Raw genomic sequence first — 19,075 nt, 5'->3', positions numbered from 1 at the left:
CGCCTTTTTTATTTTAGATCAATCATAGATTAACTAAAATTAGTTGATGCGGATCCAGGTCTGACTGCGGCCTAAAGCCGAAACTCCAATATAACCACGACCATTTAAAATCTTGCCATCCTCGGATAATTTGGCATTAAAACTATAGGTCTTACCATTTTTAGGGTCGGTAATTTTCCCGCCATCATAACTGTTGTTACCGGCCTTTTTCAGTCCAGATACAATTTGTACACCTTGAAGCGGTTTGTTATAAAATCTACCCTTACACTGAGTGCATTTTTTCCCTTCAGTGCCTTCCAAGACATCAATGATTTTTGCAGAAAACACACCCGGAGCGCTTTCTTTAAATTGCACAATGGATAACGGTTTTTTGGTCTCATCATCTATGGTTTTCCACTTGCTGCCATGTAAGGGATCAGAGGCTAGAGCTAGGGTAGACACTAGAGATAGAGCCAATAGACTGAGCGTTGTTTTTATCATCGTTAGACCTCAACTGATTTGAGTAAGCTTTATTTTGGCTGACGTCAGATGGCTTTTAACAGATTTAACAGACCTGCGATATCTGACTTCAATAGCTACAAAATGCATCAAAGCACCATGTTGAGCCCAAATGATGCTAAAAAATATTGTAATTATTGTGGATTTTTCATGGATTTATGTTCCAAATCAGAAGTATTTCTACATTTTTTATCCTATTTCTCTACGGAATTTTATTCAATTGTTTAAAAATATGAATAAATATTACCCAATCTAAAATGATAACAAGATGAATAATCGTGAAGAATATTTAAGATGATAAAACTGTAGCCTGCACATTATAAAAACCGGCTGTTTATCACGGCGTTCAATAAAAACCATTTAAATTCAGCACATTTTTTCAATAAAATCTATTATTTCCGAAATTATGCTAGTTTAAAGTGAGAACTAAAAACCTATTCAGCTTTTAGAAATAAAGGTGCTTTCATAATGAATAAAAAAGTCATTATTGCCGGGGTTATCCTTGTTGTGATTGCAGCAGCCATGACCTATTGGATGCTGCATAAAAACAAAGACTCCAGTACTGAACTCACCTTGTATGGCAATGTTGATATTCGTCAGGTATCACTTGCCTTTGAAGAAGCCGGACGTATTAAAGCATTAAATGTTCAGGAAGGAGATAAGGTCAAAACCGGACAGATCGTAGCATTACTGGATACGCAAGCTTTGCAGATTCAGGCAAAACAGGCAGAAGCCCAATTAAAGGTTCAGCAACAAACTGTGATAGAGCAAGATGTCGGAACACGTCCCGAACAGATTACTCAAGCCAAAGCACAATTGGCATCGGCACAGGCACAATTAGACAAAGCCCGTAAAGACCTCGGCAGATTTCAGGCCTTATACAGCAGTACCAATGGGCAGGCAATCAGTCTGCAAGAACTGGATTCGGCAAAAAGTAATGAAAATACGGCGATTGCGGCAGTAAATGAACGCCAGGCCAATCTGGAACTTTTACAAAAAGGGGCGCGTAAAGAAGATCGTGCTGCCGCCAAAGCTGCCTATGAAGCCATTCAATCCAATCAGGAGCTGATTCAATACAGAATTGCACAAAGCGAGTTACGTTCACCCACCAATGCAGTAGTACGTGCACGCCTGCAGGAAGTTGGCGATATGACCACACCACAAAAAGCAGTCTATACCTTGGCTTTAACCGATCCGAAATGGATACGTGTGTATGTGAATGAAACCGATTTGGGTCAGATTAAAATGGGTGCAACCGCGCAAATTTTGGTGGATTCACAGCCGAATCATCCGCTATCCGGGAAAATTGGCTATATCTCTTCCGTGGCTGAATTTACCCCGAAATCGGTACAGACTGAAGAAATTCGGACCACCTTGGTCTACGAAGTACGGATCTATGTTCAGGATCCTGAAGACAAATTGAAAATGGGACAGCCTGTCACGGTTAAAATCCAGAAATCAGCCGTCCATACAGAGAATAATAAAGATGACTGATTGCATCATCAGTGCATGTGATCTGGTGCATGTCTTTGCATCGAAAAGCAAGGGCACAGCAGATGTTCGTGCCCTGGATGGCCTGAATCTCAAGATTAAGGCCGGTGAACTGACGGCGCTGGTGGGGCCTGATGGTGCCGGAAAAACCACATTGATGCGGCTAATTGCGGGCTTATATCAACCGAGCGCTGGGCAACTGAAAGTGTTGGACATCGATGTGGCGCAAGATCCTCAATCCGTTCAGGACCGGATTAGCTATATGCCACAGCGCTTTGGCCTGTATGAAGATTTAAGCGTGCAAGAAAATCTGGATCTGTATGCAGACTTGCATGCTGTACCACAAGACATCCGGCAACAACGCTTTGAGCGGCTGCTGGCGATTACCGATCTGACGTATTTTACCCAGCGGCCGGCAGGTCAACTTTCGGGCGGAATGAAACAAAAGCTGGGCTTGGCATGTGCCTTGATGCGTACTCCGGACCTGCTGATACTGGATGAACCCAGTGTCGGGGTCGATCCCTTATCACGCCGTGATTTATGGGGCGTGATTGAACAGCTGGTTCATGAAGAGCATTTAACGGTCATGATCAGTACCGCTTATATGGATGAGGCTGAGCGTTGTGACCAGGTCTATATCATGTACGAAGGTAAAATTTTGAAACAGGGCAGTCCGCAGCAGCTCTGTGAAGATGTAAAGGGGCTGACCTGGGAGCTAAAACCTCCACAAGAGATGAAAGCCCGGGTTCTACAGGCACATTTACTCAGAAATACTGCGTATATTACCGACGCCGTGCCCAAAGGAAACACGGTGCGCTTTATGACCACGCCGCAGCAACCAGTTTTACCAGCGACTGAACTTCCTGAAGGTGTGAGCGCACAATCGCGTGAGGCCGAACTGGAAGATGCTTTTATGTTGATCTTGCATCAAATCCAAAACCAGCAGGATCAAACAGCTATCGATCATGATGCACATTTGCCCAGTGATAAGAATGCGTTAAAGAGTGAACCTGATCAGGCACCGGTAATTCTAGTCAAAGACGTGGTGCGCAAGTTCGGCGATTTTACCGCGGTGGCCAGTACTTCCTTTCAGGTACAGCGCGGGGAAATTTTTGGCTTACTGGGTCCCAATGGTGCAGGAAAGACCACAACTTTCCGGATGCTGTGCGGCTTATTGCCGGCCACCAGTGGAGCGCTTGAAGTTGCAGGCATGAATCTGCGTTATGCGCGCGCTCAGGCACGTGCCCGGATTGGTTATGTCTCACAAAAATTTGCCCTGTACAGTAATTTAACCGTACTGGATAACCTGCAGTTTTTTGGTGGTGCCTATGGTTTAAGCGGCAACAAGCTTAAAACCCGCATTGATCAAGCCCTGACACAATTTCATTTAGACCTGCATGCAAAAAGTGGTGACTTGCCCGAAGGCCACAAAAAGCATTTAGCGATGGCGGCCGCCTTGCTGCATGAACCGGAAATTATCTTTCTGGATGAGCCCACCAGTGGCATCGACCCAATTGCACGGCGAGCGTTCTGGTCGATTATTGGTGAACTGGCTGACCAAGGCATCACCGTGATTATTACTACCCACTTTATGGAAGAAGCCGAATATTGTGACCGCATTGCAATTCAAGATGCCGGAGAATTACTGGCTTTAGGTTCACCGCAACAGGTGCGCCAATTTGCAGGTAGCGATATTTTAGACATGAACAGTGCCTTTATTGCTATTGTAGAAAAAGCACGTGCAGCCCAGAAAACTTAAAGGAGAACAGGATATGAAGCCATCTTTGTTTTTTGTTCGTCTGCGGGCTTTGCTCAAAAAGGAAAGCAAACAGTTACTGCGTGACAAAAGCAGTCTGGCGATTGGCTTACTGTTGCCGATTATCTTGATTCTTTTATTTGGCTACGGCCTGTCCTTTGACTTGAGTCATGGTCGGGTGGGCGTTGTAATTGAGCAATCTTCTCCACAAAGCAATCAGCTGATTGCAGGCTTAAATGGCTCCAAATACCTCAGCACCCAGCAATATACAAATTATCCCGAAGCGGAAAATGCGATTCAAAATGCTGAAATAGATGCCATCTTGCGTGTACCTGCGACCTTTGCAGAAGATATTGCCCATGGCCAGGCGAAGTTGCAATTATTGCTGAATGGACGATCCACCAATATTGCTTCGTCCTTACAGGGCTATGTCAGCGGGGCAATCAATACTGCATTTGCCATTAATGCCGACCGGCAAAATATCGTTGGCTCATCTGCAATGGTCACGGTGGAACAACGGATGTGGTTTAACGAATCTGGCAATAGTAGCTGGTTTTTGGTTCCCGGGCTGATTGTGCTGATTCTGACGTTAATCGGGGCGTTTTTAACGGCCTTGCTGATTGCCCGTGAACGTGAGCGCGGGACTCTAGAAGCCTTATTTGTCACTCCTGTACGCCCTCTGGAAATGGTCATTGCCAAACTTATCCCTTATTTCGTTATTGGCATGGTCGATATAGTGGTGTGTCTGCTCGCTTCACACTACCTGTTTGAAGTTCCCATGCGTGGTTCATTGCTTGCCATTATGGGCGCATCATTGATGTACCTGCTGGTTTCACTGTTGCTGGGACTGGCTATTTCAGGTCTGGCGCAAAGCCAGTTTCAGGCCAGTCAAATTGCCTTATTGGCCAGTTTTATGCCAGCGCTGATGTTGTCCGGTTTTGTCTTTGATATCCAGAATTTACCGGTATTGGTACAGATCATCAGCCAGATTTTACCTGCGACACATTTTATGTCACTGATTAAAACTTTATTTTTGGCAGGAGATGACTGGATGCTGTGGTTAAAAGAATGCGGAATCTTAATGCTGTATGTGGTGGTCCTGACCATAGTGGCCTACAAATCACTTAAAAAACAGCTGAGATAAGATCATGCTCACTCATCTAGTCGCCTGGTTAAACCACTTAAGCTGTCTGGTGAAAAAGGAATTTCTCAGTATTTTTAGTGATCCAGCCAACCGCATTATTCTGTTTGCACCTGCACTCATGCAGGCGCTGATTTTTGGTTATGCTGCAAGTTATGATGTCAATCATGTTAATTATGCGGTGCTGGATCAAAGTAAAGGGCAGGTTGCTACGGCATTATTGTCTAAACTGGATGGTTCCGGCATTTTTATCCGTACAGCCACCTTGGAAAATAATCAGCAAATTGAGCAGGTGGTGAATGACCGGACGGCCTTGGCAGTGATTAGCATTCCACAAGATTTTGAAACTAAACTGAATCAGGGACAAAGCTCTGCCATTCAACTGATTCTGGATGGGCGAAATTCTTCCACCGCCGCAGCTGCGGGAGCTTATATCAATGCGGTCGTAAATCAATTTAATCAGCAACAACTGGGTTCTATCTCACCGGTTAATATTGAAACCAGAACCTGGTATAACCCGAATCAGCAGTCACGCTGGGGTCTGATGCCTTCACTGATTGCCGCTTTAAGCATGATTCAAACCTTGTTGCTTTCGGCCTTATCGGTTGCACGTGAACGTGAACAGGGCACCTTTGACCAGTTGCTTGTCACGCCATATACACCGTTACATATTATGATTGGCAAGGCTTTACCGCCAATTTTTGTTGGCATGATGCAATCCACCATTATTCTGCTGATTATATTGTTCTGGTTTCAGATTCCCATGAATGGTTCACTGGGATTATTGTATTTTGGCTTGGCGGTTTTTAATATTGCCGTGGTCGGAATTGGCTTATCTATATCGGCGCTTTCAATGAATATGCAACAAGCCATGCTGTTTACCTTCTTGTTGATTATGCCGCTGATGTTGCTATCAGGGCTGCTTACTCCCGTGCAAAACATGCCGCAATTTTTACAGATAGCAACCTATGTGAATCCTTTACGCTTCGGTATTGATCTGGTACAACGCGTATATTTGGAAGGAGCACAGTTTAGTCAGGTGAAAAGGGATTTTATTCCCATGCTGATGATGGCGATAGTGAGCTTGCCTTTAGCGGCATGGCTGTTTAGAAATCGTTTATAAAGGACAAATAAGCCGGATAGAGTCATTAACTAGATTGACTAAAATCCATAGTGAAGTTTTATATCAAGCCTGAATTGAGCAGCCATATATAGATACATTATGCGACCTTCTTCGAGGTGAGTGATAATTTATCTTCCGCAATCGCTTCACTGGACAGTATTGCTTTGTATAAAAATACGGGTATCCCATCTTCCGAGTCTTTGACTTTGAATTCTTTGCTTCCATTTTTTGCCCGCTGTCTTTCGTTATAGCTTAAATATACATTTCTGGTTTGGGATACTTTGGCTTTGGGTGTGTCTTTTTTATGTTGAGTATCTTTAAATAAGTAGCCCACAATAAAACCCAAAATCAGACAGAAAATAGCAATTCCCATGGGGCATCTTTTTCCAATATTTGTTTATCTATTATTGACTTATAACACATTGATTTATATTAAGTAAAATTAAAAATTCAAGTGGTTTTATTTAACTTATGTGTCTAGCGATAATTGAATCTGAAAATTAAATTTAAATAAATTTATATATTTTAATTATTTAATATAAATATGAGTAAGTATAACGAAAATCTCAAGTATCAAGGGATACAGCTACTGAAACATTCACAGTAGATAGAATGCTTTGAAATTCTTGATTTGATACAGTCTCAACCAAGTTCTCTTTGCATCAGCATTTCTCATAAATCGGTGAGAAACACAGACAAAAGTTATCAATCAGGCAAAATCACTCTATAATACCGTCCATCTTTCTAGGGTCAGTCGTTCGTAACGCTGCACGAATGGCACTAGTCACACTATTGCTTAAGTCAATTTCTCATCCCTGATTCGGCTTATATTTTATTTTTTTGATTTTTATGTGTTGCACTGACACATAAGAATATTTAGGTGCCAGCATGGAAATTAAGGTCAATTATCTTGACAACCTTCGACAAGAAGCCAAGTTCGATGATTTCACGGTAATCGCCGATCAACCCATTCGCTACAAAGGCGACGGTTCAGCGCCGGGTCCATTCGACTACTTTCTCGCGTCCTCTGCATTATGTGCTGCCTACTTTGTAAAGGTGTACTGTGCAGCGCGTGATATCCCGACCGATAACATCCGTTTGTCGCAAAACAATATTGTAGACCCTGAAAACCGTTACAAGCAGATTTTTAAAATTCAGGTTGAGCTACCAGCCGATATTTCCGAAAAAGACCGCCAGGGCATTTTGCGTTCAATTGATCGCTGTACGGTAAAAAAAGTGATCCAGACCGGTCCGGAATTTATAATCGAAGAAGTAGAAAGCATTGATGCCGATGCACAAGCCTTGCTAATGCCTAGTTTGGCGACAGAAAGCAGTACCTATATTCCGGGTAAAGACCTGCCATTAGAACAAACCATTGCCAATATGTCCGGCATTATGGCGAACTTGGGTATGAAGATTGAAATCGCTTCATGGCGCAACATCGTACCGAATGTATGGTCTTTGCATATTCGCGATGCGCAATCTCCAATGTGTTTTACCAATGGTAAAGGTGCGACTAAAGAAAGTGCTTTGGCTTCGGCCCTGGGTGAATTCATTGAACGCTTAAACTGTAACTTCTTCTATAACGACCAGTTCTGGGGTGAAGACATTGCCAATGCAGAATTTGTGCATTTCCCGGATGAAAAATGGTTCAAGCCAGGTCCGAACGGTGAACTGCCAAAAGAAATTCTGGATGAATACACCTTAGATATTTATAACCCTGAAGATGAACTGCTAGGCACACATTTGTATGATACCAACTCAGGCAATACTGAGCGCGGCATCTGTTCACTGCCATTTGTCCGTCAGTCCGATGGTGAGACGGTTTATTTCCCATCCAACCTGATTGAAAACCTGTATCTTTCGAATGGTATGAGTGCAGGGAATACCCTAGCTGAAGCACAAGTCCAGTGCTTATCTGAGATTTTTGAACGCGCGGTGAAACGCGAAATTCTGGAAGGTGAAATTGCACTGCCAGATGTGCCTGAAGAAGTGTTAGCCAAATATCCTGGCATTGTGGCAGGGATTCAAGGTCTGGAGGAGCAAGGTTTCCCGGTACTGGTTAAAGATGCTTCTTTAGGCGGCCAGTATCCGGTAATGTGTGTAACCTTGATGAACCCACGTACTGGCGGTGTATTTGCCTCTTTCGGCGCACACCCTAAACTTGAAGTGGCGTTAGAGCGTAGCCTGACTGAATTGCTGCAAGGTCGCAGCTTTGAAGGTTTGAACGATTTGCCTAAACCAACCTTTAGCAGCAATGCCGTAACTGAACCGAATAACTTTGTTGAACACTTTATCGATTCTAGCGGTGTCGTGTCATGGCGTTTCTTTAGCTCCAAGTCTGACTACGAGTTTGTGGAATGGGACTTTACCAGCGAAGGTCAAAACAGCAATGCTGAAGAAGCCGCTACCATGTTTGGCATTTTGGAAGACATGGGCAAAGAAGTATACATGGCGGTGTATGAGCATTTAGGTGCAACCGCTTGCCGTATTTTGGTGCCTGATTATTCGGAAATTTATCTGGTTGAAGATTTAATTTGGGATAATACCAACAAAGCCTTATTGTTCCGTGAAGATATCTTGAACTTGCACCGTTTGGATGATGAACAGCTGGTGGCTTTAGTTGAGCGTCTGGAAGAAGTAGAAGTGGATGATTATACCGACATCACCACTTTGATCGGGATTGAGTTTGACGACAACACCGTTTGGGGTCAGCTCACCATTCTCGAGTTAAAGCTGCTGATTTATATTGCTTTACAAGAATTTGAAGAAGCCAAAGAGCTAGTGGAAACCTTCCTTCAGTACAACACCAACACAGTTGAGCGCGGCTTGTTCTATCAATGCATGGATGTGGTTCTGGAAGTAGAACTTGATGATGACATGGACTTGAATGATTACGAAGCCAATTTCCGCCGTATGTTTGGTGATGAGCGTATGGATGCGGTGATCGGTTCTATGGAAGGCAGTATCCGTTTCTATGGTTTAACTGAAACCAGCATGCAACTGGAAGGCTTGGACCGGCATTTACGTCTGATTGACAGTTACAAGAAATTGCATATGGCACGTGGTAAAGTGCTATCAAAGTAAAATTATTGAGAATGACTCAGGTTTTCTTCTAATGTAGATCCAAGAAACGGTTTATTCGTGATGAATAAGCCGTTTTCTTTAAATGGTTCAATTTCAATTATTGCTGTAAAAACATTCAGTTAGCAAATTTGGCTTGGTCAGAAAATAATTAGACTTATTCAAGTAATCCTTAAATAGATCTTATTAAAAAATTGAACCGTGGTTTCAACCCAAGATTTATTGACCTTGATCCGACTTTTTATCAAATAAACCCAGTACAAAAACAAAAAATACCGGCACCAGGAAGATCGCAAGGATGGTTGCACTGATCATTCCACCAAATACGCCGGTACCAATGGCATGTCGCGTTTCCGAACTTGCACCGCTGGCCATGACCAAGGGAAGTACACCAAAGGTAAATGCGAAAGAGGTCATTAAAATGGGGCGTAAACGTAATTTCGCTGCGGCAACTGCTGCTTCAGCCAAGCTTAAGCCTTCTTTTTTCAATTCTTTGGCGAATTCCACAATCAAAATGGCATTTTTTGCAGATAGCCCAATAATGGTAATCAGGCCAACTTTAAAGAAAATATCGTTGGGAATGCCGCGTAATAATACGGCGACGATTGCACCAATGATCCCTAAAGGGACAACCAATAGTACCGCTAGGGGAATTGACCAACTTTCATACAGTGCTGCCAAGACCAAAAATACCACTAACAATGACAATCCCAGCAGGAAAATCGTCTGAGCTTCAGATTGCTTTTCTTGCAAAGATTGGCCGGTCCACTCATAGCCAATCCCTTTTGGCAGCTGAGTTATAAGCTGTTCCATTTCTGCCATGGCCTCGCCTGAAGAAACGCCCGGTGCGGCACTTCCCCCAATGCTCAGCGATGAACGTCCATTGTAACGATTATATTGTTGCGGTAATTTCTGCCACTTTGGTGTGACAATCTCGCTCAGCGTCACTAATTGACCGTTGGATCCCTGAACTTTTAAAGTCAGGATATCTGGCACGGTCATCCGGGAGTGTGCATCCACCTGTACAATGACTTGCTGCATACGGCCCTGGTTTGGAAAATCATTCACATAGGCTGAACCCATGGAGGTCGAGATAATGTCATTAACATCACTGAAATTTACGCCAAACGCTTCAGCTTTGGTACGGTCAATCTCCAGACTCACCGTGCTGCCAGGCGGCAAGCCTTCAGGATACACAGCTGCCAGTTTTTTGTTTCCAGCCGCCATACCCAAAAGCTGACCCTGTGCGGCTAAAAGCTTGCTGATGCCCAAATTAGCGCGGTCTTGCAGACGCAGACTAAACCCCGAAGATGTACCTAACTCATCAATTGCAGGAGGAAGTACCGACATAATCATGCCTTCATTACTGTTCCTCATGGCCATATTGACTGCATCAGCTTCAGCCTGCGCTGTTGCACCGGCACTGCGGTCTTTAAAATCTTTGAGCATGGTAAAGGCCAAAGCCATATTTTGACCGGAACCACTAAAGCTAAAGCCTAAAATCGACATATTGACTTTAATATCAGGACGCTGTTTTAAATGCTGTTCAAATTGACGAATAACATGTTGGGTGCGTTGTTGTGAGGCTTCTGACGGTAACTGGAAAGACGTCATAAACCAGCCCTGATCTTCCTCAGGCAAAAATGCGTTAGGTACAGCACGGAAAGCAAAAACCATGGCTGTGGTAATCGCTACAAATACCAGCATTGCTGGATAAACATGTTTGACGATCTTTAATAAAACGCTTTCATATTTATGTGTTACCCCCTCAAAAAAGTGGTCAAACCAAGCAGAGAAACCCCGCTTTTGATGATTTGCATCAATCGGTTTTAATAGGGTTGCACAGAGTGCAGGGGTTAAGGTCAGTGCAAGGAAGGCTGAAAACAGGATCGAAACGGACATGGTGACGGTAAACTGTCGGTAAATGATCCCGACCGATCCGCCTGCAAATGCCATTGGTAAAAATACTGCGGTCAGGACCAGGGTAATCCCAATGATGGGTCGGGTGATTTCCGTCATGGCTTTAGATGTGGCTTCTTTCGGCGCTAAACCTTCTTTGGCCATAATCCGTGCCACGTTTTCAATGACGACAATCGCATCATCGACAATAATCCCAATGGCCAGCACCATACCGAACATCGTCAGTACGTTAAGGGAGAATCCTGCGAGCAGCATCACTGCACAGGTACCTAACAAGGCTATCGGGGCAACAATGGCAGGGATGAGGGTATAGCGAATGTTATGCAGGAAAATAAACATCACGATAAACACCAGCAGCATGGCTTCGATTAAGGTATGAATCACTTTTTCAATCGAAGTTTTTACAAACGGTGCGGTGTCGTAGGGAACGGTAAATTCCATGCCACTAGGAAGTGTTTGCGACAGTTCGGCAATTTTGCTGTGAATACCCTCAGCAGTTTTAACGGCATTTGCACCTGGACTTAACTGAACGGCAACCGCTGTGGTGGCTTTGCCATTTTCGAAAATCGCAAAATTATGATTCTGTGCACCCAGTTCTACACGCGCCACATCCTCTAAACGTACACTGGCACCTGAAGTGCTACCGCGCAAACTGATCTGCTTGAATTGCTCAATGGTTTCCAGTTGACCTTTTGCCGTTAAAGGCACACTAATCATTTGGCCCTGTACAGCCGGTAAATCACCCACACGGCCGGGAGCAATCGGAATATTCTGGTTTTGAATGGCGGTCGTCACGTCTTTAATCGATAAGCCATAGGCCACCAATTGATCCGGTTTAACCCAGATACGCATGGACTTTTCAGCGCCGAAATTCTGTACTTTACCCACACCATCGACACGCTTGAGGTCTTCCACCACATTGCGCGCCATATAGTCACTGAGATCGACCTCAGAATATTGATCATTGGGCGATTTTAATCCCACGACCATCAGGAAGCCTGATGCTGCAGCTTCAATGGTTAAGCCTTGCTGGCGCACAGTCTGTGGCAGACGTGCTTCAACCGCCTTGATTTTGTTTTGTATATCTACCTGTGCCAGATCGACATCCGTACCGGGCTGAAAGGTGACTGTAATGGTGGCAATGCCTGAAGTATCGGCTGTGGCACTGTAATACAGCAGACTTTCGACACCCGAGATTTCTCTTTCAATTAAAGCAATCACACTGTCATTCAGCGTTTGCGGCGTCGCGCCTGGATAGATGGCTGTAATACTGACCTGAGGCGGTGCGACAGAGGGATAACGTGCAATTGGTAATTGAGGAATACTCAGCACCCCAAACAGAATGATAAAAATCGCAATCACCCAGGCAAAAATTGGGCGATGAATAAAAAACTGAGAGATCATGATGGGTCTCCTGTTTTATATTCATCTGATGCAGCAACAGGAGCTTTCCATTGCACCGGCTTTAATTTTTGTTCAGGCAAAACACGTTCTATTCCTTCCACGATAATAGTTTCACCTGCCTGTAAACCGCTGGTGACAAGGTAATAGCCTTTGTATTGCTGTCCTAAAGTCACCTTACGCAATTCGCCCGTGGATTTTGGGGTGAAGACCATCAGCTGGGCATGACCTGAATCATCGCGCTGAATCGCTTGTTCCGGTACCAGCAATGCATTCGGCACCGATGCCCGGCTCAGGTTGACTCGCACATACATGCCCGGTAACAGCTTACGTTCCGGATTATTGACTTCGATCCGTATAATGACATCGCCGGTTTCAGGGTCAACATTGGTATCGGAGAACAAGATGCGTCCGGTTACGCCGTAGGCCTGGCCTTGGCTGTTGAGAATTTGTATGGAATTATGCGCGCTTTTTGCCAATTCACCTTTTTCTAAATCCTCCTGTAATCGCTCATAGTCATGAATGGCCTGAGTCACATCGACATAGACTTTATCGATCTGCTGAACCACCGCCATCGCATTGGGATCACTCTGAGTGACCAAAGCACCTTCGGTGATGAGGACTTTACCGATACGGCCTGCAATAGGGGCACGAACCGTCGCATATTGTAAATTCAGATTTTGACGGGTCAGGAGTGCCCGCATTTGTGCCACCTCAGCGACAGCTTGGCGATACTCAGACTGAGCATTACTTAATTCTTGCTTACTGATCGCGTTGCTGCTGATGAGTTGCTGATAACGATCGAGCTGGACTTTTAAACGTACTACTTCAGATTGCGCTTTCTCTAAAGCGGCTTGATTACTGTTAACGTCTGCCTGAAAGGTGGCTGAATTGATTTTAAACAAAGCTTGGCCAGCTTTAACTTCAGAGCCTTGAGTAAATAATACTTTTTCAATAATACCGCCCACTTGAGGGCGAATTTCTGCAATTTTATAAGCCTGAACACGTGCCGGCAGGTTTTCACTGAAATTCACGCTTTGCGGCTGTACTTTGAAAATACTCACTTGTGCCGCAGTGCTATCCGGCGTTTGCTGCTGTTGGTCTTCTGACTTGTGGCAGGCCACTACACTCATGCAGGTACACAGTAGCAAGAGCAAAGTGGAGAACACTCGTTTATCCATGAGAAAAGCACCTACAATTATTATTCTGGTTTGTTTAAATGCGGCGTTTAAATTATATAAATGGTCTGGAGAAGCAGTAAAAAGTTAAAAATCTTATTATAGTGCGAGGTTTTGCACCGAAAAAAATTATTATGTATCCGTATTTTTCTCCCATTAAAAATAAAACCATCCTTGTGCTCGAAGATGACTGGAATATTCGTGGTATCTCTGAACATGAGTGAAAACGGGAAAAGCTACTCGTCTTGCAATAAGTACTTAAAATATTTAATGAGGAATATATTTTGTAGGAACTATGAGGATCTTCAATAATATAAAATTGGTTATGAGTAAAATTAGACTTCTTTCATAAATCATTTTAGAAACTAAAAATTGTTCTTAAAACCAAAATTGAAAATAGCTTTTTAGTCGGTATTGGATTCATGAGTGTGGCATGGATGCCACACGTTTCCCATCCCTTGCGCTGCATTTTAAAGCAGTGCTTAAAACTGGCTCAGGATGTCGTGTATGGGAAATAAAAGATTTTTCTTGCGGACTCCAAATATATTTTGAGATCCTCATTTTGGCCTTTCAAAAGTAGAGAGATTGCCTACAAAAAGGTAAAAAATTAAATCAATCAAATGAAGCCGTGCTGATTTAAAAAAATCAAATATTGAACATTTTTTGATTTATGAAAGAGATACCGTCTGAAACGTCAAGCAAATTATTGAGAATTCATGCTCAATAATCTACTTGATAAGGCCGTTGGTGTTTGAGTACACCATAACAAAGATGAACTAACTTCCTCATCGCAGCTCCAATCGCCATCATCTTGGTTTTACCATTGGCCAATAATCTTTCATTCATCTCTTTAATGTGGGGGTTATGCCGAGTTGCGACAATGGCTGCCATATATAAACCGGCACGTATTTTGGAAGAGCCAGCTTTGGATAAACGGCTCTTGCCATGAATGGAGCTACCTGATTGCCTTTGAATGGGGACCAAGCCAACAAAGGCGGCCGCTTGACTGGCCCTTTCAAAAGTATAGCTGCGCAAGAAACTGAGCATTAATAAACTGGTTCGATCTGCAATGGCTGGAATACTGCTGAGCAATTCTTTATCATTTTTTAAATCAGGATTTTGATCAATGTGATCATCAATTTGCTGATCAATATCCTGAATGTGTTTGTTTAACTGTTTAATACTCTTATGGATAGACTGAAGTACCGGTTCTATCGTGAAAGTAGACTCTGCTTTTTCCAAACGATTTTTTTCACGTTGTAAATCTTCACAAAGTACAGCTCTTCTATCCAGCAAAGCATTCAGCAATTGAATATGTGCGGGTAAAGGCTGCCAAAAATGTAGATCCGCAGTCATCGCAAATCGAGCTAAAACTTCACTATCCACCTTGTCTGTTTTATTCAGCTTAGACATACTCTGAGCAAAATATCGAGCTCTAGCAGGATTGGTTACACAGACTTGATAGCCTGCACCAAATAAAGATTTAGCTAAGCGTTCATGATAAATAGAAGTAGCTTCCATTAAAATAATGGTCTGTGTAGAGCTTGCAGCATGATGATTTAGCCAAGTTTGAAGTTGTTCAAAACCTTTTGGCATATTCGAAAAAGTTTTGGTTTTCTTTTTACTTGCGGAATTTTCCAAAATTAAACAGCAATCAATTTTAGCTTTAGCAACATCAATACCAAGATAAAACATAATCTTTACCTGCTTTATTTATTTAATTATTCTTACAGCATAACCACCGTCTTTTCTTGTGAATACAGCATCAAAGTGCTTAGTTACCGTCCAGAGTTGTGCAAGTGGTTAGGGCAAATAGCAGGTTTTATCTCTTTCACAGACTAGAAGTCTTAGGTCTATTACAAACTCTACTATTTGCATATAGTGGAAGCTAATCACTACATGCTCCAAGATACAAGATCTATTCTAATAGCCTAAATTAATGATAAAAATAAATATTTCAAAATTACTCTTATTTTTATTAAAATTGCATATTACGAAAAAACTAAATACTTCTACATCTTTTTAATTGAATATGCAGTTAAAAACCCGATCGGAGATGTCCATTTGCGTGCTGCCGGCTATAAAATTTTGATTGTTCTCTTGCTGATACTGGCAGTGGGGTTTGTGCTTTTCCGCTGGTGGAAAGGGCCGGAATTGCCGAGCTATACTTTAAGCGCTATGCCGTTGGTACAAAATGTAGTGGCAACAGGACGTGTCGCTACCGTTTCGCGTGCTGATGTAGGCAGTGAAATTACTGGTGTGGTGTTAGAGCGACGGGTACAGGAAGGTGATCAAGTCAAACCGGGTGACCTGCTGGTAGTACTGAAATCGGATGAGTTGGCTGCCCAAGTCCGTCAGGCGGAAGTTGCGCTGACCGAATTAGCCACAAGTCGACGTCCGCAGGCAGTAGCAGAATTATCCTCGGCCAAAGCCCAGCTTGAGCAGGCCAGCCGTGAAGCAACCCGTCGACGTAATGCAGAGGCAGGCATCCTGTCGGCTGAGGAAATTGAAAAGGCGGTAGAAGCTGAAAGGGTTGCGCGTAATAACTTTGAAACAGCACGTTTGAAAGCAGCCGCACTGGCACCGGGTCAGGTTGAAGAGGCTTCATTAGGCGAACAGCTCGCCGTGGCACGTGCCCAACTGGACAAGACAAAAATCCGTGCAACGGCGGCAGGCACTGTGCTGACCCGTAATGTTGAACCGGGCGATCTGGTGCAGCCGGGCCAGACCTTATTTACCATTGCACTCGATGGTAATACCGAAATCCGTGTACCCCTGGATGAGCGCAATTTATCACGGCTAGCTTTACAGCAAAAAGCCACCGTGATTGCAGATTCATATCCAGAGAAAACCTTTCCGGCATGGATTAATTTTATTGCTCCAAGTGTCGATCCTCAACGCGGTACAGTAGAACTTAAGCTCACAGTAAATCCAGTACCTGATTTTCTGCGTCAGGATATGACGGTATCGGTGAATATAGAAACGGGTAGACGCGAGCGTGCTTTAGCCATTCCAAATGATGCCTTAACTGGACTAAAAGGAGATAAAGCCACGGTATTCCTGGTACGCAATGGCAAAGTCCAACGCCAGCAGTTGACTTTGGGAATGCGCGGACTTGATCGTTCTGAAGTAATTTCAGGCTTGAATGAAGGTGATCAAGTGCTGGCCAATCCAGACGCTGCTTTAGAAGAGGGTGCCCGGGTACGTTTAAAGCCACAAAATAGCTTAACTGAAAATCCTGCGAACCAAAGCAATACCAAAAACGAAATACCGGTGAAATTCGATTGAAAAAATTTTTCGGACGGCTATGGACCGAATGGACAATTGCGGTCAGTTTCTTACGTGAAGGCCGGGCACAGTCCATCATGATCACTGTCGGAGTTGCAGTAGGCGTGGCTGTGATTGTATTTATTACGGCCTTGATTCAGGGTCTGCAATCTAATCTGGTCGAACGGACTTTAGGGACGCAGGCACATATCCGCTTATTGTCCCCGGATGAAGTCAATCAGGTGGCTCCGACGAAAGAAGGGGTGACCCAGCTTCTACTGGAAGATAAACGTGCCCAGCGACTCCGTTCGATCAATAACTGGCAGCAAATCATTAGCACACTGGATCAGCTGCCCATTTTGACCGCAGTATCTCCGACCGTTTCCGGACCAGCACTGGTACAGCGTGGTGAAGCCATAGAATCTGTCGCGCTGGTCGGTATTGATCCAGAACGTTATCAGCAGATTATTCCTTTAAAGAAATACTTACAAAGTGGTCAGCTGCGAGTAGGTGCAGATGATGTGATGATTGGTAGCGAACTGGCCAAGGATCTCGGTGTTGAGGTCGGTAGCAAGTTGCGGCTGGATACCGGACAGGAAAAGAGTACCTTGGTCAATACTGCCGGGATATTTGAACTTGGGGTGCGTGAACTGGATGCACGCTATGTATATCTGGATCTGAAACAGGCGCAGTCTTTGCTGAATCTGCCGGGTGGGGTGACGGTCATTGATCTGAGAGTGAATGACCTTTTTCAGGCCGATCAAATTGCAGATCAGGTGGGACGTTTAACCTCCTTACAGGCTGAAAGCTGGATTAAAAGCAATGCCCAGTTAATGAATGCGATTTCATCCCAAAGTCTTTCCACCAATATGATTATTATCTTTGTCGCCGTTTCTGTGGCTTTTGGTATTGCCAGTGTCATGTCGGTGAGCGTGGTGCAACGAACCCGGGAAATCGGAATTTTACGTGCCACTGGTGCTACCCAAGCACAAATTTTAAGCGTGTTTCTATTTCAGGGAGCGATTTTTGGACTCATCGGTTCGGCCATTGGCAGCGCAGTCAGTTATGGATTGGTCTGGATATTTAATAATTTTGGTCCCGGCCTGTTTTATATTCCCGTCCCGATTGAGCTGGTATTTTGGGCCCTGTTATTGGCAACATTGACTGGCGTATTGGCGGCGGCTGTACCAGCACGTCGGGCGGCAGCACTCGATCCGGTGGAGGCAATTCGTCATGTCTGAACAGTCACAGGAAGTTTTGCGTCTAGAGGCGCTACGCAAATCCTATAACATTGGTCAGCCCAATGAGGTGGAAGTCTTGCATGGCATTGATCTATGTATAGAACGGCAAGATTTTGCTGCGCTGATTGGTCCTTCAGGTTCCGGAAAAAGTACCTTATTAAATATTTTGGGACTCTTGGATCAGCCGAGTAGTGGGGAATTATATTTGCTGGGGCAACCGACCAGTAAAATGGATGATACTGAACGGACTGCACTACGTGGCAATAGCATTGGCTTTGTATTCCAGTTTCATCACCTGATTCAGGCCTTTACTGCACTGCATAATATCCTGATGCCTCTAATGCTGACCCACGGTCGGCCTGATAAACAGGCCATTGATAGGGCGCGTGAATTACTTTCGGCAGTCGGGCTGGAAAAATTTGCTGACCGAAAACCAAATGAGCTGTCTGGTGGACAGCAGCAGCGTGTAGCGATTGCCAGAGCTTTAATTACCCATCCGGCTCTATTACTGGCAGATGAACCGACTGGAAATCTGGACACGCAAACTGCAGAAGAAATGTTTGCCCTGTTTCGTAAGGTACATCAGGAACGGGATTGTGCTGTGCTGTTAGTGACACATGATCCGCGTCTTTCAGCGACCTGTGATCGAACCATTAACCTGGTCGATGGCCTGATTCAAAGTGATACCAGAGAGCAGAGGGTTGAGGAAGTATCCAAGGAATAAAGCGCTCACCCATTTTAAAAAATGTATGATGCTTCTGGCTTGATGATGTAAATTTTTCTGTGACATCATGCTGAAATAGAAAAATTTAAAAGCATAAAAGTTAAAAAATATAAGGAAAGAGCATGTATTTTGGGTGCAGGTTTCCTTGATGTCATGAATGGTATCTTGGTCGCGATTGGCATTGAGAAAGTAACACCCAATTTACTCGCGTTACCTTATTTATATTTTGATTTGACCTTTATTGATTAGGA

13 protein-coding genes are annotated in these 19,075 nt (G+C 44.0%); 8 read left to right on the top strand and 5 right to left on the bottom strand.

The features are described 5' to 3' along the window. Positions 1 to 39: 39 nt before the first annotated feature. Positions 40 to 480 carry a DUF2147 domain-containing protein gene (locus B9T26_RS01950; protein WP_086198131.1) on the bottom strand — a complete coding sequence of 147 codons (441 nt, stop codon included), beginning with the start codon at positions 478 to 480 and terminating at the stop codon, positions 40 to 42. 540 nt (positions 481 to 1,020) lie between these two features. On the opposite strand from B9T26_RS01950, the gene B9T26_RS01945 reads away from it, so the two are divergent. Genes B9T26_RS01945 through B9T26_RS01930 form a run of 4 tightly spaced genes read left to right on the top strand, consistent with a single transcriptional unit; the run spans position 1,021 to position 6,009 of the window. Beyond that, positions 1,021 to 1,992: an HlyD family efflux transporter periplasmic adaptor subunit gene (locus tag B9T26_RS01945; RefSeq protein ID WP_413772756.1), complete on the top strand. Its 972-nt coding sequence runs from the start codon at positions 1,021 to 1,023 to the stop codon at positions 1,990 to 1,992. Then, positions 1,985 to 3,748 carry an ATP-binding cassette domain-containing protein gene (locus tag B9T26_RS01940; RefSeq protein WP_086198129.1) on the top strand — a complete coding sequence of 588 codons (1,764 nt, stop codon included), beginning with the start codon at positions 1,985 to 1,987 and terminating at the stop codon, positions 3,746 to 3,748. Before B9T26_RS01945 ends, B9T26_RS01940 begins: the two co-directional genes overlap by 8 nt. Positions 3,749 to 3,761: 13 nt before the next feature. Further along, positions 3,762 to 4,889 carry an ABC transporter permease gene (locus tag B9T26_RS01935; RefSeq protein WP_086198128.1) on the top strand — a complete coding sequence of 376 codons (1,128 nt, stop codon included), beginning with the start codon at positions 3,762 to 3,764 and terminating at the stop codon, positions 4,887 to 4,889. 4 nt (positions 4,890 to 4,893) lie between these two features. Continuing rightward, the gene (locus B9T26_RS01930) at positions 4,894 to 6,009 is read left to right on the top strand and encodes an ABC transporter permease (RefSeq protein ID WP_086198127.1); all 1,116 of its coding nucleotides are present in this window, start codon (positions 4,894 to 4,896) and stop codon (positions 6,007 to 6,009) included. 97 nt (positions 6,010 to 6,106) lie between these two features. On the opposite strand, the gene B9T26_RS01925 is transcribed toward B9T26_RS01930, so the two are convergent. Continuing rightward, complete coding sequence (locus B9T26_RS01925) at positions 6,107 to 6,382, bottom strand: hypothetical protein (RefSeq protein WP_086198126.1); 276 nt, start codon at positions 6,380 to 6,382, stop codon at positions 6,107 to 6,109. 515 nt (positions 6,383 to 6,897) lie between these two features. Between B9T26_RS01925 and B9T26_RS01920 the strand changes: the two genes are divergently transcribed. After that, positions 6,898 to 9,096, top strand: a complete 2,199-nt coding sequence (locus tag B9T26_RS01920) for an OsmC domain/YcaO domain-containing protein (RefSeq protein WP_086198125.1) — start codon at positions 6,898 to 6,900, stop codon at positions 9,094 to 9,096. A 216-nt stretch (positions 9,097 to 9,312) separates the two neighbouring features. On the opposite strand, the gene B9T26_RS01915 is transcribed toward B9T26_RS01920, so the two are convergent. The 3 genes from B9T26_RS01915 to B9T26_RS01905 form a co-directional block, all read right to left on the bottom strand. Then, positions 9,313 to 12,417 (bottom strand): multidrug efflux RND transporter permease subunit, encoded by a 3,105-nt coding sequence (locus B9T26_RS01915; RefSeq protein ID WP_086198124.1) that lies wholly within the window; start codon positions 12,415 to 12,417, stop codon positions 9,313 to 9,315. Then, the gene (locus B9T26_RS01910; RefSeq protein WP_086198123.1) at positions 12,414 to 13,595 is read right to left on the bottom strand and encodes an efflux RND transporter periplasmic adaptor subunit; all 1,182 of its coding nucleotides are present in this window, start codon (positions 13,593 to 13,595) and stop codon (positions 12,414 to 12,416) included. The genes B9T26_RS01915 and B9T26_RS01910 overlap by 4 nt, the downstream gene beginning before the upstream one ends. Positions 13,596 to 14,312: 717 nt before the next feature. After that, positions 14,313 to 15,287: an IS110 family transposase gene (locus B9T26_RS01905; RefSeq protein WP_086198122.1), complete on the bottom strand. Its 975-nt coding sequence runs from the start codon at positions 15,285 to 15,287 to the stop codon at positions 14,313 to 14,315. Positions 15,288 to 15,656: 369 nt separating this feature from the next. Here B9T26_RS01905 and B9T26_RS01900 point away from each other — a divergent pair, with 369 nt between their 5' ends. The 3 genes from B9T26_RS01900 to B9T26_RS01890 are packed head-to-tail and all read left to right on the top strand — an operon-like array spanning position 15,657 to position 18,824. Beyond that, the gene (locus B9T26_RS01900; RefSeq protein WP_086198121.1) at positions 15,657 to 16,880 is read left to right on the top strand and encodes an efflux RND transporter periplasmic adaptor subunit; all 1,224 of its coding nucleotides are present in this window, start codon (positions 15,657 to 15,659) and stop codon (positions 16,878 to 16,880) included. Continuing rightward, a complete protein-coding gene (locus B9T26_RS01895; RefSeq protein WP_086198120.1) occupies positions 16,877 to 18,100 on the top strand; it encodes an ABC transporter permease in 1,224 nt (407 codons plus the stop codon). The genes B9T26_RS01900 and B9T26_RS01895 overlap by 4 nt, the downstream gene beginning before the upstream one ends. Next, the gene (locus B9T26_RS01890; protein ID WP_086198119.1) at positions 18,093 to 18,824 is read left to right on the top strand and encodes an ABC transporter ATP-binding protein; all 732 of its coding nucleotides are present in this window, start codon (positions 18,093 to 18,095) and stop codon (positions 18,822 to 18,824) included. Before B9T26_RS01895 ends, B9T26_RS01890 begins: the two co-directional genes overlap by 8 nt. The last annotated feature ends 251 nt before the right edge of the window (positions 18,825 to 19,075 follow it).

The sequence above is a fragment of the Acinetobacter sp. ANC 4169 genome, from assembly GCF_002135355.1.
Taxonomy (GTDB): domain Bacteria; phylum Pseudomonadota; class Gammaproteobacteria; order Pseudomonadales; family Moraxellaceae; genus Acinetobacter.
Note: the sequence above shows the minus strand (reverse complement) of the source record. Positions and strands in the feature narration are given on the sequence as shown.